Source organism: Desulfonatronum thiosulfatophilum (assembly GCF_900104215.1).
GTDB classification, from domain to species: Bacteria; Desulfobacterota; Desulfovibrionia; order Desulfovibrionales; family Desulfonatronaceae; genus Desulfonatronum; species Desulfonatronum thiosulfatophilum.
The window spans coordinates 1-15715 of the sequence record NZ_FMXO01000020.1 but is presented as its reverse complement, the minus strand read 5'-3'; the positions used below and the strand labels follow the sequence as shown (position 1 = coordinate 15715).

General features: G+C 55.2%; 18 protein-coding genes. 5 read left to right on the top strand and 13 right to left on the bottom strand.

Annotated elements, in window-relative coordinates:
* Positions 1-116 precede the first annotated feature (116 nt).
* The 11 genes from BLP93_RS15065 to BLP93_RS15015 are packed head-to-tail and all read right to left on the bottom strand — an operon-like array spanning position 117 to position 7659.
* Positions 117-1838, bottom strand: coding sequence for a Na(+)/H(+) antiporter subunit D (locus BLP93_RS15065; protein ID WP_244148782.1), 1722 nt, complete (start codon positions 1836-1838; stop codon positions 117-119).
* On the bottom strand, positions 1828-2070 hold the full coding sequence (locus BLP93_RS15060; protein ID WP_092123488.1) for a hypothetical protein: 243 nt from the start codon (positions 2068-2070) through the stop codon (positions 1828-1830). The genes BLP93_RS15065 and BLP93_RS15060 overlap by 11 nt, the downstream gene beginning before the upstream one ends.
* The gene (locus BLP93_RS15055) at positions 2067-3596 is read right to left on the bottom strand and encodes a monovalent cation/H+ antiporter subunit D family protein (protein ID WP_092123486.1); all 1530 of its coding nucleotides are present in this window, start codon (positions 3594-3596) and stop codon (positions 2067-2069) included. The genes BLP93_RS15060 and BLP93_RS15055 overlap by 4 nt, the downstream gene beginning before the upstream one ends.
* Positions 3597-3608: 12 nt before the next feature.
* Positions 3609-5108 (bottom strand): complex I subunit 5 family protein, encoded by a 1500-nt coding sequence (locus BLP93_RS15050; protein ID WP_092123484.1) that lies wholly within the window; start codon positions 5106-5108, stop codon positions 3609-3611.
* A complete protein-coding gene (locus BLP93_RS15045; RefSeq protein WP_167353028.1) occupies positions 5105-5473 on the bottom strand; it encodes a cation:proton antiporter subunit C in 369 nt (122 codons plus the stop codon). Before BLP93_RS15045 ends, BLP93_RS15050 begins: the two co-directional genes overlap by 4 nt.
* 2 nt (positions 5474-5475) lie before the next feature.
* Entirely contained in the window at positions 5476-5946 is a 471-nt protein-coding gene (locus tag BLP93_RS15040; protein WP_244148781.1) for an MnhB domain-containing protein, read from the bottom strand.
* Complete coding sequence (gene mbhE / locus BLP93_RS15035) at positions 5943-6245, bottom strand: hydrogen gas-evolving membrane-bound hydrogenase subunit E (protein ID WP_092123482.1); 303 nt, start codon at positions 6243-6245, stop codon at positions 5943-5945. Before mbhE ends, BLP93_RS15040 begins: the two co-directional genes overlap by 4 nt.
* The gene (locus BLP93_RS15030) at positions 6242-6487 is read right to left on the bottom strand and encodes a hydrogenase subunit MbhD domain-containing protein (RefSeq protein WP_031385805.1); all 246 of its coding nucleotides are present in this window, start codon (positions 6485-6487) and stop codon (positions 6242-6244) included. Before BLP93_RS15030 ends, mbhE begins: the two co-directional genes overlap by 4 nt.
* Before the next feature lie 9 nt (positions 6488-6496).
* Positions 6497-6811: a monovalent cation/H(+) antiporter subunit G gene (gene mnhG, locus BLP93_RS15025; protein ID WP_092123480.1), complete on the bottom strand. Its 315-nt coding sequence runs from the start codon at positions 6809-6811 to the stop codon at positions 6497-6499.
* Positions 6808-7080, bottom strand: a complete 273-nt coding sequence (locus tag BLP93_RS15020; protein ID WP_092123477.1) for an MrpF/PhaF family protein — start codon at positions 7078-7080, stop codon at positions 6808-6810. The genes mnhG and BLP93_RS15020 overlap by 4 nt, the downstream gene beginning before the upstream one ends.
* Positions 7081-7659, bottom strand: a complete 579-nt coding sequence (locus tag BLP93_RS15015) for a Na+/H+ antiporter subunit E (RefSeq protein ID WP_092123475.1) — start codon at positions 7657-7659, stop codon at positions 7081-7083.
* Between the two features lie 307 nt (positions 7660-7966).
* On the opposite strand from BLP93_RS15015, the gene uvrC reads away from it, so the two are divergent.
* The gene (uvrC, locus tag BLP93_RS15010; protein ID WP_092123473.1) at positions 7967-9826 is read left to right on the top strand and encodes an excinuclease ABC subunit UvrC; all 1860 of its coding nucleotides are present in this window, start codon (positions 7967-7969) and stop codon (positions 9824-9826) included.
* A gap of 192 nt (positions 9827-10018) precedes the next feature.
* Here the strand turns inward: uvrC and BLP93_RS15005 are convergent, their stop codons facing one another.
* Both BLP93_RS15005 and BLP93_RS16775 read right to left on the bottom strand, forming a co-directional pair.
* Positions 10019-10750, bottom strand: a complete 732-nt coding sequence (locus tag BLP93_RS15005; RefSeq protein ID WP_092123471.1) for a metal-dependent hydrolase — start codon at positions 10748-10750, stop codon at positions 10019-10021.
* Positions 10751-10983: 233 nt separating this feature from the next.
* Positions 10984-11283 carry a hypothetical protein gene (locus BLP93_RS16775; RefSeq protein ID WP_139163027.1) on the bottom strand — a complete coding sequence of 100 codons (300 nt, stop codon included), beginning with the start codon at positions 11281-11283 and terminating at the stop codon, positions 10984-10986.
* A gap of 745 nt (positions 11284-12028) precedes the next feature.
* Between BLP93_RS16775 and BLP93_RS14995 the strand changes: the two genes are divergently transcribed.
* From BLP93_RS14995 to istA, 4 genes are all read left to right on the top strand, one after another.
* Complete coding sequence (locus BLP93_RS14995) at positions 12029-13213, top strand: ATP-binding protein (RefSeq protein ID WP_208596666.1); 1185 nt, start codon at positions 12029-12031, stop codon at positions 13211-13213.
* 188 nt (positions 13214-13401) lie between these two features.
* A complete protein-coding gene (locus tag BLP93_RS14990) occupies positions 13402-14214 on the top strand; it encodes a transposase (protein WP_092123467.1) in 813 nt (270 codons plus the stop codon).
* 512 nt (positions 14215-14726) lie between these two features.
* Positions 14727-15026: a TIR domain-containing protein gene (locus BLP93_RS14985; protein ID WP_092123586.1), complete on the top strand. Its 300-nt coding sequence runs from the start codon at positions 14727-14729 to the stop codon at positions 15024-15026.
* Positions 15027-15136: 110 nt separating this feature from the next.
* Positions 15137-15715: IS21 family transposase (istA, locus tag BLP93_RS14980; RefSeq protein ID WP_161946363.1), on the top strand; the 579-nt coding region annotated here is incomplete at its 3' end.

Below are 15715 nucleotides of genomic sequence, written 5' to 3'. Positions count from 1 at the left end.
CCGCAAAATCAAGGCAAGCCGGACCTCAGCTGAGCAGTTGCAAAAAAACAAACGGGCTTCTTTTACGAAGCCCGTTTGGGAAGGTCAATCCATGGATGATGATGCAACAATCATCTTCACCATAACGACCAGGCCGCCACGAGAACCGTCAGCAGAAGCGTGACCATGATTGGGGTGCTGAGGGGCGGCCGATCCACATCGGCGTCAAAATCCCGGCTGGGAGCGCGGAACTTCCGCAAGACCTGGACAGGATCTGATGAGAGATAGGAAACATAGTCGGCAAAACGAAAACCCATACGTTCGCTGGCGTCAAAGAAGGCGTTGACCCAGCCGACAAATACACGCCGAAAGTACGGGGCGGCTTTGCGGTAAAACCAGTCCACGTCGAGGGAAATATAATCCTTCGGCGTCATCTTGTGGCGGACGTACCAGAAACCGAGAAAGGTGAAGATCAGGATCTGGGTTGATTCCACCAGCAAGGGGAATGTGAAAGGTTTGAAGATCATGTCATACGGAAGTTCCTGGTACAGCAGTCCGGGGAAGATTCCGTAAACGATGCATAGCAGGGAAGTCGCGGCCATGGCGGCTATCATCCCGGTGGGTACCGGCTTAAGTTCCTTATGGTGCACTTTCTCTTCGTGATACCACGTATAGTACGGCAGCTTGATGCCCACGGAGAGGAAGGTGCCCACGGAGGCCAGAATCAGCAGGAATTTCGCGACGTAGTAATAGCTTTCACCAGCTGATGTGATGATGATGGTCTTGGTCACGAAGCCCATGAACAGCGGCGCACCGGAGATGGACAGCGCTCCGACCATGTAAAAGATCAGCACCCAGCGCATCCGGGAAGCTAAGGCCCCGAGTTCGCTGAGCTTGCTGGTTCCTGTGGCGTAAAGCACGGCCCCGGCGCCCATGAACATCAGCGACTTGTAGAGGATGTTGCTGAAGGCGAAGGCAGCCGCGCCGTTGATGGCCAGCTCAGTCCCGATGCCGACAGCCGCAACCATGAATCCCACCTGGCTGATGATGTGATAGGAAAGAATTTCCCGGATGTCGTTGGCCAGGAACGCGTAGGACACGCCATACAGGGCCATGGCGACTCCAATATAAATAAGAAGAGGCCAGCCGGGAAAAAGGATTGCCAGGACATAGACAGCGGTTTTGGTGGTGAAGGCGCTGAGAATGACGGTTCCGGTGATGGTTGCCTTGGGATAGCTGTCCGGAAGCCAGGCGTGCAGCGGCACCGCGGCGGCATTGATCAGGACGCCGATCAGGATCAGCCAGGACGCGAAGGATTCGCCGGGCGTGAAGGTCGTCAGGAGCAGCGAACCCGTGGTCTGGGCATGGATGACGATGCCGGCAAGCAAAAAGCTGCCACCCAGAAGGTGGTAGAGCAGATAGCGCATCCCGGCTCGTTGCGCGGCATCAGAGCGGCGTGCCCAGATCAGATAGGTGGAACCGGCGGCCATGACTTCCCAGCAGACAAGCAGGGTAAAAAAGTCGCCGCAGAACGTCACTCCGAGGGCGCCGCCGGAATACAGCAGTGCCGCCGCCTGTTGCCCCGTATCGCGCATGTGCAGCGCATAGACGCCGCACAGAAATGCGATCAGGGCAAAGATGATCCCGAAAACGCGACTGATCTGGGTAACCTCGAGCACCACCAGTTCATAGGTGGCGAAAGGCATGGTGACCACGGTTCCCAGGGGAATCGTGAGCACGAGAATCAGGGCGGCCAGGGGAAAAGCCAGGAAAGCGGCGGGCCGGATATTTTTCGGCAAGAGCGGCAACAGGACCAGCCCCAGCCACATGACGAGAACCGGAGGCAGTTCAATGGGCATTTGTTTTTACATCCTGTTCTTTCGTGATGCTGTCATCATAATAATCGGGTTTCTTGGAAATAAATTTTTTCGCAAGAAACTTCGCTCCATGCATGAGGATCAGACTCCCGACGAAACCGTATACGGCAAAGAAGCCGGGAATCGCTTCCCACCAATAATTGTGCTCAAGGTATTGCCCGACAAGGGTCAGCAATGTCAGGACAATGATGACTATCCAGTGCCATCTCTTCATGGCCAGACTCCTGAAGCAATCAAGGTTGACGGCAGGTGGAACACGCTTTGGGTTATGCTGGTGGCCAGGTCGAAAAAGTTGAAGATGAAATTGGGCTGCAGCCCCAGCAGGATGGACAGTGTCGCGACGATGCAGATGGGCACGACCATGAACGGTGACGCCTCCCCGTATTTTTCCAGCTCCTTGCCGCCCTTTCTGAAGAACGCCCGCTGGACGATGGGGAAGAAGTAGGCGGCATTGAGCAGACCGCTGAGCAGGAAGATACCAAGAATGATCATCTGATCGGCTTCCATGGCCCCGCGGCAGAGAAACCATTTGCTCACGAAGGCGTTGATGGGCGGTAGCCCGGAAAGACCCATGGCGCCGATGGTGAACGCGGCCATGGTCCAGGGCATGACCTTGCCGATGCCGTCAAGCTCGGAGATTTCCGTCTTGTGCAGGTTTACATAGATTGCCCCGGCACAGAAAAAGAGACAGATCTTGGTGGTGGCGTGGTTGGCAAGGTGCAGCAGACCGCCGGTGAAGCCGTCCGGGGTGAGCAGGGCGACTCCCAAAACGATATACGACAGGTGGCCGACCGTGGAGTAGGCCAGCCGACGCTTGAGATTGTTCTGGTTCAGGGCGATCAGGGAGGCCAGGATAACCGTGGCTCCCGCGAAGGTCGCCAGGATCAGGTTCAGCCCGAAGACGTGCATCACTTCAGGTCCGAAAACAAAGCCCACAACCCGGATCACTCCGAAGACGCCGGCCTTGACCACGGCAACGGCATGGAGCAGCGCGGAAACCGGCGTCGGCGCGACCATGGCCGCGGGAAGCCAGCTCTGCAGGGGCATGATGCCGGCCTTGACGCCGACTCCGGCGATGAACAGGATGAAAATGACCTTGATCATGGTCGGATCAAGGGTGATGCCGGTGAAAATGCCGCCCGGCTGAAAGTCGAGGGTACCGGCGATGGAGTAGGTCAACCCGATGGCCGCGATGAGCACGACCCCCGCGGACATGGCGTAGAGCAGATACTGCCTGCCCGACCGCAGTGCTTCCTTGTCTTCCTTGTGAACGACCAAGGGATAGGTTGCCAGGGACAGAATTTCGTAGAAGATCAAAAACGTTAAGAGGTTTGCGGAGAAGGCGATGCCGATCGTCGCGGACAGGCAGACCGCGAAACTGGCGAAGTACCGGGTTTGCTTCTTCTCATTGGCGCCGCGCATGTAGCCGATGGAGTAGAACGAGGTCAAAATCCACAGACCCGAGGCGACCACGGCGAAGAACATGCCCACGGAGTCGGCGCGCAACTGCAGGGCAAGTCCGGGTGAAATCTCCACAATGGTGAATTCGGCCACCTGCCCGGAGAAGACGCCGGGCAAGAGGGACAAGACCAGTGGAAACTTGATGAACGCCGCGAGCAACGTCCAGAATTCCCGCATGTTCGGCTTGTTTGAGCTGGCGTAGATCAGCGGAACAGCGGCCAGGGAAACCAGCACCGCCAAAAAGGGAACCGAGGATGTATAGGTGACGATATCGTACATTGCGGAATTCCCTTACAGCCAGCCGGGGATCATGGGCACGATGAGATTGGTCACAATCCAGGCGTTGGCAAAGCCAAGTACCAGGAGTCCGACGGCCAGAATGATTGTTGGAATGAGCATGGATGCAGGCGCTTCATTGCGGGCAATGACGAGCGTGCTGTAGTCAACACCTTCAGGTTCTTGCGGTTTCAGGTACATGCGTTCCATGACGCGGAAGAAGTAGGCCACGTTGAGCACGGTACTGACCAGCAGGGCCGTGAGGAATATCCAGTGGGACTGTTCAATGGCGCCCAGAGCCAGATACCACTTCCCGAAGAAGCCGGCCGTAGGCGGCAGGCCGATCATGGAGATGGCGGCCAGGGTGAAAGCCGCGGAAGTCCAGGGCATGGATTTGCGCAGGCCGTTGGTCATCTGGGGGATGAGGCTGTGTCCGAGGCGCAGTCGCATGTTGCCGCTGATAAAAAAGAGACAGCATTTCATCACGGCATGGTTCAGTGCGTGCAGAATCGCGCCGATGAATCCCAGGGGCGAGGCAAGAGAGATGCCCACGGCGATGTAGCCGACCTGGGCCACGCTGCTGTAGGCCAGCATTCGTTTCAGTTCCGACTGGCAGATGGCCATGATCGAGCCCCAGATGATGCCCGCCGCTCCCAGGTAACCGATGATCTGCAGGAGATTAAACAGTTCGGTGCGCAGGTGGTCCGGGTCGACTACAAAGAACAGGACTCGGAACAACACATAGGCGGAAACCTTCGTGCCGATGGGAGCGATCAGGGCCGTAGCCGTGGTGGAGGCGTGGGTGTATGCGTCGGGCAGCCAGGCATGCATCGGGAACAGGGCCATCTTCAGGGCCGTGCCCAGAACGATGAGCACCAGACCGACGATCACCGCCGGGGAATCGTGAACCAGGGGCATCAGTTGGGCAATGTCCGCCATGTTCAGGGTGCCGGTGCTGATGAAAATCAGTGCCACTCCCAGCAGATAGAAAGTCGCCCCCACGGTGCCCATGACCAGATACCGGAAGGCCGAGACAACGGCGCGTTTGTCGCCGATGGCGACCAGGGCGTATCCGGCCAGGGCGGCGATCTCCAAATAGACATAGAGGTTGAAGAGGTCGCCGGTCATGACCATGCCTGCCAGGCCGCCCAGAAGGAGCATGGACAGACTGTAAAAGGCAATCTCTTTCTGCGGGATCTCGTATTCCACGCTGCGCTTGCCGAAGACCATCACGATGAAGGTGATGCCGCAGAGCAGGGTGCAGATGAAGGCGGAGAGCGGGTCCAAAACGAACTCGATCCCGATGGGCGGCATCCATCCGGCGATATGATAGCTGATCCGACCCTGGGCCAGTGTGGCCTGCATGCCGATCACGGAGAAATACAAGGCCAGTGCCGATCCCAGGACCGCGGTCAGGTGCGCGGCGGCGCGGTTCACGGCGCCCACCAGAGGGATGAGCATCGCCGCGAACAGAAAGGTCATCGGGATGAGGATGGGAGCTTGTGAGCTGATCATTTCATCCGCTCCAGGAGAGTCGGTTCGTCAAGGGTCTTGTACTCCCGATAGATGCCGATGAGTAAGGCCAGGGCCACGCCCAGGGTGACAACGGCCACGACGATGGCCGTGAGCATCAGGGTATGCGGCAGCGGATTGAGGTACATTTCCGGGTTCTCCACGCCGTAGCGAGGATCCAGAACAGTAACGCCCGCCCCTTCCTTGTACGCGCCGACGATCCAGAACAGGATCGTGGTGGCCGCGACGATGGACATTCCCAGGACTTTTTTCATGAGGTTCTGTTTGACCATCATTCCGTAGAGGCCGATGGTGAATGCCGTGGCCAGAAAGATGTAGGCGTAATAGCCTTGGATGAATTCGAGCATGCTCAGCATCCCAGCAGGTCGTCGTAAATCGCGACCAGCGTTGTCATGACGGTTATGGTTACGCCCACCTCGACCAGCAGGATGCCGTAGTAGCGGAGGTAGACCGGATCAAGCCACGGCATGGGCAGATAGTGATAATCCAGGAAATTGCCGCCGAAGAAAATGGACACCAGCCCGATTCCCGCAAAGATCAACGCCCCCAGGGCGCTGAGTCGCAGGGTGACCCAGGACGGCATGATCGGCTGGGACAGGGCTGAGCCCAGGCTTAGACGCAGCAGCAGGATTGCCGCGGCCAGGAGCACGCCGCCTTGAAAGCCCCCGCCTGGACTGTAGTGGCCGTGGAAAAAGACGTAGAGACCGATCAACAAAATGACCGGAGAGATGCCGCGACTGGCCAGATGGATGATGGGGCTCTCCGTGCGCGCCATCATTGCGGTTTCCTTGCTGCACAGCTGCTTGTTGCTGGTACTCATGGCTTTCTTCTCCCGACGTTCAGGATGAAAAAGCAGGCAAGGCCGCCGGCAAAGACGACGATAACCTCGCCCAGGGTATCAAAGGCTCGGTAGTCGGCGAGGATGACCGTGACCATGTTCGGTGTCTTGGTGTCCTTGTAGGCGTGCTGGATGAAGTAGGTTCCAGCCACGGGTGTTCCAGCTGGGTTGACATGCTGGTGAACCGGTGAGGTGACGTCGCCCCGGGGGGGCAGACTCGTTACCGCGACGATTAAAATGCCCAGAAAGGCCAGAAGGACGAAATATTGTAGTGTTTTCAATCTCGACTCTTCCTTGATGTCATGAGGATGGCGACAATGCTGAATACGCCTACGGCGCCGGCGCCGACCACGGCTTCGGTGAAGGCTACGTCGATGGCCCCCAGGGAAACCATGATCGCCGCGGTGAGAAAACTGAAGATGGTCAAGATGACCGCCGCGGCCAGAAGGTTGCGAACCGACAGGCCAACAACTGCAGCAACAATCAGGATCACGAAAAGGAGAAATTCAATCATCCAATGCATGGTTCAGCCTTAGTCTTTGCGGTTACCGTACCAGGGTTTCATGCCGTAGAGCAGCGCGCGACGAGCCAGGGCATGGGTCGCTACAGGGCTTGTGAATGCCACGAAGATGATGATCAGCAGCAATTTGGCCGCGGTCAGGGTGAAGCCCTCAAAAACGGCCAAGCCGGTCAGGAACATCAAAATGCCCAAAGTATCCACTTTTCCGGCGGCATGGGCCCGGGTAAAAAAGTCCGGCAGGCGGTTGATGCCGATGCTGCCCACGAGCATGAAAAACGTTCCGCCCAGAACGAGAATAACGGCCAGTGCATCCTGAAGAAAGCTCATTTCGCGGCCCTCGTGCTGGAACGAAAATATTTGGCCATGGCGATCACGCCGACGAAATTCAGGATGGCGTAACCAAGGGAAATGTCGATGAACATGTCCAGGCGGTCGAACATCAGGCCGAAAAGCAGGATCAAGGTCAGGATCTTGGCCCCGACAGCCGTGGCGCCCAGCAGGCGGTCAAATACAGTGGGGCCTTTGTACACCCTGTAAAACGGGATCAGCAGGGCAATGCACAGCACCATGGCAATGGTTATGAAAAAGGTCTGCATCTATTTCCCTCGTCCAGAAGTGATCAATTCAATATCGCAGCACATGTCTTCGGCCTGACACTCCTGCATGTACAGGCGGGCGACCCTTCTTTCCATGTCTCCGCTGACCAGGTCTTCCTCGGTGTCCCGGGTCAGAGCGTGGACCGTGAACAGATTGTCTTCAATGTCCAGGGTAAAAGTGCCCGGGGTCAGCGTAATGGAGTTGCCGAGAATAACCCTGGCGATGACGTTCGGTTGCTTGGACGTGAAGCGGACGATCATCGGTTCGATGGGCATTTTGGGATGGAGAACCACGTAGGCCACATAGACCCCGGACTTGATGATCTGCCAGACCAGCCAGAAAAGATAGGCGATCAGTCTGGGGATGATGATCCGTGTTGATCCGCATGATTTGTTGTCGGTAAGAGGGATGTCGTGCAGCCTGCTGGACATCCACATCACAAAGGCTATGGAAATGAATCCCCAAAACAGGTAGATGGGGTCGGTCCTGCCGCTGAGGATGAGCCAAACCGCCGTGAGCAGCAGGGCCTGAATGATCAACCCGCGATATCGGAACCAAGAAGAGGTTTTTGCTTGCATTGTATTCCAATCTCCGAACCAAAAAGACTCGGTTTTTATGTTGAAAGATAACTTTGCACATTTTGGAACAAGCTGGGACGCTAATATTTCGATTTATTTGCTCTGTCAAGATTTTTTCCCTAGAAATTGGCTTGGTTCAAGGATTGCTTGTGACAAGAATAACAAGGCGTGACGCCGTGCGTCTTCCTCGCCATCTCCTCAATAATGTACCGGACATTTCTCGTGCGTAGCTTGTTGTTTCAAAATGTATCGCCGCGGCCAAAGCTGCCCGTTCAGCCGTGGCATAACGACTAACAATAAAGATATCATGACGTTGCTATTTGTTTCAAACGCCTATCCCGAGGCTCCGGGCGTCTATCTGTTCAAGGACGGCAAACAGCGGATCATCTATGTGGGCAAAGCCAAGAACATCCGCAAGCGCCTGGGATCCTATTTCCGTCCTCCGAAGCTGCTTCCCCTGAAGACCAGGGCCATGATGTCCAAGGCGGCCGGGGTAGACATCCTGTGCACGACCACTGAAAAGGAGGCCCTGCTCCTGGAATCCAGTCTGATCAAGAAGCATCACCCTCGCTACAACATCTGCCTGCGGGACGACAAGCAGTATGTCTTGTTCAAGCTGGACGCCAAGGCTGATTTCCCGCGTCTGACCCTGACCAGAAGAGTGCTCAAGGACGGTGCGCTGTACTTCGGGCCCTTCATCTCATCCCATGGGGCCCGTCAGACCCTCAAGGCCGTCCATCGCCTGTTCCGACTGCGCCGATGCAAGGACACGGTGTTCAGGAACCGGATCCGGCCCTGTCTGTTCCATCATATCGGTCAGTGCCTCGGTCCGTGCGTTTTGGATGTTTCCAAGACCTCCTATGCGGATATGGTTCGGCAGGTGCGCATGTTTCTCGGGGGGCAATCCAGAGAATTGATTGCCGGCCTGAAAGAGCTGATGCAGGAGCATTCCGATCGCATGGAATATGAGAAGGCCGCGGAGTTTCGGGACCTTCTCAAGGGAGTCAACCAAACCCTGGAACGGCAGGCCGTCGTATTCCATGATGAACTGGACCGGGATGTGATCGGGCTGGTGAGGAACAGCCAGGGCACCGGGCTGAGCGTGCTGTTCATCCGCCAGGGCCGTCTTCTGGACAGCAAGAGTTATTTCTGGCCGATCGTGGAAGGGGATGCGGTTCTGGAATCCACGGGGGGCGAGGATAATGCGCCCGCCGAGGAGGAGCCGGATGTTTTGACCGAACTTCTGGAGAGCTTTTTGGTGCAGTTCTATGGGCCGGAACAGTACATCCCGAGACGGATCATTCTGCCGGTATCCCTGGATTCGGACTCAACCGCCGAGGTTCTGACGGAGCGGCGCGGGGCAGCTGTTCGATTGACGCCGGCCCGGGGCGACGCGGAAAAGCGGCTGGTGGAAATGGCCCGGGCCAATGCCATGGAAGCCATGAAGCAGCGTGAACCGGACATGGGAAACCTCTTGGCCGAACAGTTGCTGCTTCCGGCACGGGCCGGGAGAGTCGAAGCCGTGGATGTTTCCCATCTCGGTGGTCAGGGGGTGCGGGTGGGAATGGTGGTTTTCGAAGACGGCGGCCCGCGCAAGGATGCTTACCGGATTCATGCAATTCCCGAGCTGGAAGGCACGCACGACGATTATCTCGCTCTGGCGCATTGGGCCAAGCGGCGTGTCGCCGCGGGTCCGCCCTGGCCGGATTTGTTGCTGGTGGACGGCGGACGCGGCCAGCTCAGCGCGGTCATGCGCGCCCTTGCCGAAGCCGGAGTGGAGCCGGCCTGGCCCGTGGCTTCCATTGCCAAGGCCGGTCGGAGCGGGGGCGAGTTGGAGGATCGAGTCTTCCGCCCGGGAAGGAAAAATCCGCTGCCGCTCAAGCCCGGCGGCAAGGCCCTGCTTTTCCTGCAGCACCTTCGGGACAGCGTGCACCGTTTTACCATTTCCCGGCAACGTCAATCCCGCAAGAAGGCGGCTCTGGAGAGCCGTCTGACGAGTATTCCGGGAATAGGGGCAAAGACGTCCCGGATTCTCTGGAATCACTTTCCGGATATCGACGCAATGCGGAAGGCATCACTTGAAGAACTTGCGGCCCTGCCCGGCCTGGGGCCGGACAAGGCCGGAAAGGTGTACAGAGGATTGCGGTCGGAAGGCGGCGGCTCATAGTTCCAAAACCGGGTAACGGTTTTGGACAGCTGCCTTTTCATTTGCCGCTCCCGGCAAATGAAAAAAAACTTTCTGTCTTCCTTGGAGACCTTGGCGTCTTGAGCGAAGCGGGCGGTTCAAACATCTTCTGTTTGGGTTGGGGCAAAGCCCGCGGTAGGTACTGTCTCAATACTCACATATGTGACGGCAATCCTACTCCTCAATCCTGGCCGCGAAGTCCAGATTCTGCTTGCCCATGATCAGCGTCTGACCCGGCTTCATGCTGTTCAGCCGGACCTGGGCCGCATAAATGCCCAATTGCTCGGCAAAGGCGTCGCTGTTCTGCTCCAGAACCGGGAACGATCCCCAGTGCATGGGTACGACTTCCTTGCATTGCAGCATGGCGCAGGCCATGGCCGCCTGTCTGGGATCCATGGTGAACACGCCGCCGATGGGCAGCAGGGCCAGATCGATGGAATACAGCCGGCCGTAGATTTCCATGGTGGAAAAGATGCCCGTATCCCCGGCATGGTACAGACAGGTTCCGTCTTCCAGTTTCAGAATGTAGCCCACGGCCAGCCCGCTTTCCGAGGAGTGCTGGGCCTGAACCATGGTCGCCTGGAGGTTGTGGAAGCGCACGGTGCCGCCGATGTTCATGCCGACGCCGTTGACCACCTGGTCCTCGGGAAGCCCCAGTGATTTCAGCCTGGCCACGGTTTCCACGATCCCCAATAGATGCGCCCCGGTCTTTTTGCAGATCTCCACGGCCTGTCCCACATGATCCCCGTGATCGTGGGTGACCAGCACCAGATCCACCTTGTCCAGGGCGTCATGGGTGGTTCGAGAGGACGGGTTGCCCTCGAACCAAGGATCGATCAACACGCTCAGGCTCGGCGTGACAATCTGAAAAGCGGCATGTCCATGCCAGATCATTCGATGTTCCATTACGAGCCTCCTGTTGACGTCGAGGTGAAGATCAGAGGGCACTGCGCGGTTTTACATATCCTAAGGTATATGGCTGTTACTGAAATACCGTTTTTGAATTTGGTAGTGCAGGCATCTTGCCTGCACGGACAGGCAGGATGCCTATCCTACCATTGAGACATGCCTCTTGCCCAGTATTGCAGAGCAAAAAGCACGGGTGGGGCAAAAACGGTACATCAGCATCCGCCAACGCCCTAAGTCGGCAATTCGTTCAAAAACGCAGGTGCAGGAACCAAAAAGTTCAATCGCAGGATGATTTTCATATGCGAGAATTGGAAATTTCTCAATGTACCTGAGTGTGGAAACTTGAGAGGCGGGTTTGTACCCGAACCCCGATCCTCATCGCCGGGTTCTGTTTTTCCCGGCGATGGCCCCTTCTCCTGTTTCATTCGCTTGCGCCCTTCCAGGTAATACCAGCGCAGCGCCTCTCGACGGACCGCGAAACGATCAGGAGCCAATACGATTGCGTATTCCGGGCCAAATTGACCACGCATTCCGGTTGGATGACTCGTTACAGGGTCGGACCGAACCAACTCTTTGATTAAATGAAGCAAATTGCTAAAATATGCTTGTCTTTTCTCCTTAGAATGCCAATTTTGCCTTCAAAAATGCCATTCTAAGATTCCCTCTGCTGAGAACTGAATTCACTGCCAATGCCAAGAGCCAATCGATACTTTATTCCAGGTCATGTCTGGCACATTACCCATCGGTGTCATAAGCGGGAGTTTCTCCTCAAATTTTACCGTGACAGGCAAAATTGGATCAAATGGCTTTTTGAGGCCAGGAAGCGATACCAGCTTCAGATCCTCAACTACACCGTCACCTCAAATCAAGAAATCGGTGTCAGGTCTTGGATTTTAATTTTCCTTCAGGTAAGGCGTTCGCATGGCCAGACCGCTACGGATTGAGTTTCCCGGGCGCCCTCTATCATGTGACTGCTCGGGGGAATGCTCGATTAGAGATCTTTTTGGGGGGAAACGACCGGTTGGGTCTGACAAGGGGTCATATAATCAGCGGAATTAATGGGTGCGCGATAGAAAATATATATGCGCATATCTCATTATTTTAAAAAGATATTTGCAGATTCAATCCCAATTACACAGTAATATATTCCCATGTGCACGACATCAAAATCCCATGTTTTAGTTGACTGCCTCCCGATTACACGGTATTTTTTAGACCATGGATAATACTCAAGTTCTCTACCCTCGCCTTCTTGAGACACGCATCGCCGAGGCAATGGCTGATACACCCGTTGTTTTAGTAGTCGGTCCTCGCCAAGCCGGCAAAACCACGCTTGTGCGGCAGATAGCAGCCCAAGAGATGCGCTACCTCACTCTGGACGATGAACTTACATTGTTGGCAGCAAAAGAGGATCCCGTGGGCTTGATCAGAAGTCTCGATCGTGCTGTGATTGATGAAATCCAGCGAGCCCCTCAATTGTTGCTCGCTATAAAAAAAACAGTCGATGAGGATCGACGCCCCGGCCGTTTTCTTTTGACGGGGTCCGCCAATTTGATGGCTCTGCCGATGGTGGCCGACTCGCTTGCCGGGCGGATGGAAACGTTGACTCTGCTGCCGCTGTCGCAAAGCGAAATTCACGGTAGCAACGCAAATTGGGTCGACAGCGCTTTTACCGGTCATCTCTTAACCGCGACACAACCGTTTCTTGGCAATGACTTGATCGAGACTGTTTTGCGGGGAGGCTATCCCGAGGCTGTATTCCGATCTTCAACCCGACGCAGGGCGGAATGGAGCAGACAATACATCAACTCCATTATCCAACGTGATGTGCGTGATGTGGCGGATGTCGGAAAACTTGATCATCTTCCCAGATTTTTGCGGGCGCTGGCACAAGTTTCCGGACAGATGTGTAACTATTCCCAGCTTGGAGGGCAAGTCGGGCTGGATCACAAGACCGCTGCCCGTTACATTGGCGTGTTCGAACAGATGTATTTGCTGAGGCGCATTGAAGTCTGGGCGCAAAATAGACTGAAACGCATCGTTAAAGCACCTAAAATACAGTTTGTCGATTCCGGTCTTTTATCTACGCTGGCGAATGTTACGCCCACACTTGCACAAAAGAATCGTAATTGCTTTGGAAATGCTCTGGAGTGTTTTGTCTACGGTGAATTGCGCAAGCACATGGCTACGGCGGAGAGCGATTGTCAGCTTCTTTACTACCGCGATCACGACCAATACGAGGTCGATTTCATCATTGAGAATGCAGCAGGAAACCTGGTTGGAGTAGAGGTGAAAGCTTCTGCGACAGTGACGGTTGGCGACCTCAGAGGTCTGAAACGACTATCGAGTGTCGCTGGAGAACAGCTCAAGATGTGCGTAATTCTTTATGATGGTTCGGAGACCCTGCCCCTTGGAGACGGCTTTTGGGCGGCTCCGCTGTCATCTTTGTGGGGCCGGTGAACATCGAGTTCGTTGGTTACGGGGTCGGACCGAGTCCCGGCGGGGGTTACGGGGTCGGACCGAGTCAACCATTTGATTATATGAAGCAAATAGTTCAAATATGCTTGTTTTTTCTTTTTAGAATGCCAATTTTGCCTTCAAAAATGCCATTCTAAGATTCCCTCTGCTGAGAACTGAATTCACTGCCAATGCCAAGAGCCAATCGATACTTTGTTCCAGGTCATGTCTGGCACATTACCCATCGGTGTCATAAGCGGGAGTTTCTCCTCAAATTTTCCCGTGACAGGCAAAATTGGATCAAATGGCTTTTTGAGGCCTGGAAGCGATACCAGCTTCAGATCCTCAACTACACCGTCACCTCAAATCACATTCACCTCTTGGTTTTCAGCGAGGAAGACGTCACGGCCCTGCCCAGATCAATCCAGTTGGTTGCCGGCAGAACCGCCCAAGAGTACAACCAGCGCAAAAATCGCAAGGGTGCGTTTTGGGAAGACCGCTACCATGCCACAGCCGTGGATACGGATAAGCATCTGCTCAAATGCATGCTGTACATTGATCTGAACATGGTCCGGGCGGGGGTTGTGGAACATCCTCGACAATGGCCTTTCACCGGATATCACGAAATCACTTCACCACCCGAGAGGTACCGACTCATCAACCGTGAAAAACTGCTCGAATTCCTGGAGGGTACGGATGAAGCCACTCTGGTCCGTGATTATGCATCCTGGGTCGATGATGCACTTGGTTGCGGCGAAAGACGGGAGCCGGACTGGACAAACAGCATTGCCGTTGGGACCAGGGCATTTGTGGAGAGGATTCAGGCAAAGCTGGGATTCAAGGCGGTTGGGAGGAAAATCATTGGGAACGACAAAAGCCCTGGATCGGTGCTTCGTGAGACACCAGACTCTTACAATGCCCATTTTGGGGACGAAATTGGGGTTCTAAGGCAAAATAACAGTCTATTATTATGGAACGTATTATCTCAAAATTCAACAGATTAACTCGGTCCGACCCAAACACCCCGAAAACACCCGAACGCGTAACGATCAGGAGCCAGATACGATTGCTTCCACTCCAAATGTCGTTTAAAGACTTCAATATCTGGTATGTTATCGGTTCCCGAAGCCAGTAATGGAATTTGACGATGGCTTCCCGATAGGCGATAGGCGTGATAACGTTCCGGTGGGGCACTGGTTTTCAAGACCTTCTCCCAGTCGTCAAAAGTTATCACGGTTTCATCCATCATTTCCTCCGAGGTTGGCTTTATGCCCCGCACTTGCGGTGATTATACGGCTGCCGCATAAAGCTAACTTCAGCATAAAGCATAAAGCTGACCTCGGAGTCAAGAATGATTTGACAGGCGCTACTCAATATACTGAAATAACATGACAAATTTGGGTCATTTTTTTAAAGGTGCTTGCAGAATCAGCAGGTGTTAAGGCTAAGTTTTTGGGGGGCGGATTTTGGCGAGTTCCGTATAATAACACTGTTAGAAATATACAAAGGGGGCTCTGTGAGTAAGTATCATATTGCGCTATCTTTTGCTGGTGAAGACAGAGATTACGTCGATCGTGTCGCGACCCACCTACGCGAAAATGGTGTTGAGGTTTTTTACGATAAGTTCGAAGAGACGAAGCTTTGGGGGAAAGATCTTTATACATATTTAACGGATATATATCAAAACCGTGCACTATATACCGTCATGTTCGTATCTGAAGCCTACAAAGAAAAGTTGTGGACTAATCACGAACGCCAAAGCGCGCAGGCTCGTGCTTTTAGCGAGAGTCAAGAATATTGTCAGACGACAGGATAAATTGACCCCCTAGCGCCACCAAGAATTGACCCCCCTCCCGATGTGGAGAAGCCATGCAAGACATGAGATATGCGGTTCCCGCTTCTGATTCTGACCAGACGAGGGACCTCATGCAAACACCTGATGATGTTTCAGCCATGCTGCGACTGCACGAGCTTGGCTGGGGGGCCAAGCGCATCGCCCGTGAACTGGGCATAAGCAAGAACACCGTCAAGCACTATCTGCGCCAGGGCGGCTGGGCGGCCTACCGCACGCCGTCCCGCAGCAAACTTCTGGATGGCATTGAGCCGTGGCTGGAGCAGTGCTTTCATCAACATGGGGGCAATGCCGATGTGGTTAGGCAGGAACTGCTTCGCCAGCATGGCCTTCGCGTGTCGCTGCGTACTGTGGAGCGGGCAGTGCAACCTTTTCGACAGCAGCTCATGGCGGCGGCCAAGGCGACCTTGCGCTTCGAGACCCCGCCGGGCCGGCAACTGCAGATTGATTTTGGTACCAGCCGGGTAATGATCGGCGATGAGTTGGTGCGGGTGTATCTGTTCGTCGCCACCCTGGGCTACTCGCGTCGTCCATTCGTCGCAGCCTTTGCCCATGAACGGCAGTCCGCTTGGCTGGCCGGCATGGAGGGTGCCTTTGCCCACTTCGGCGGCATCCCCGCCCAAGTGCTGCTGGATAATCCCAAGGCGCTGGTA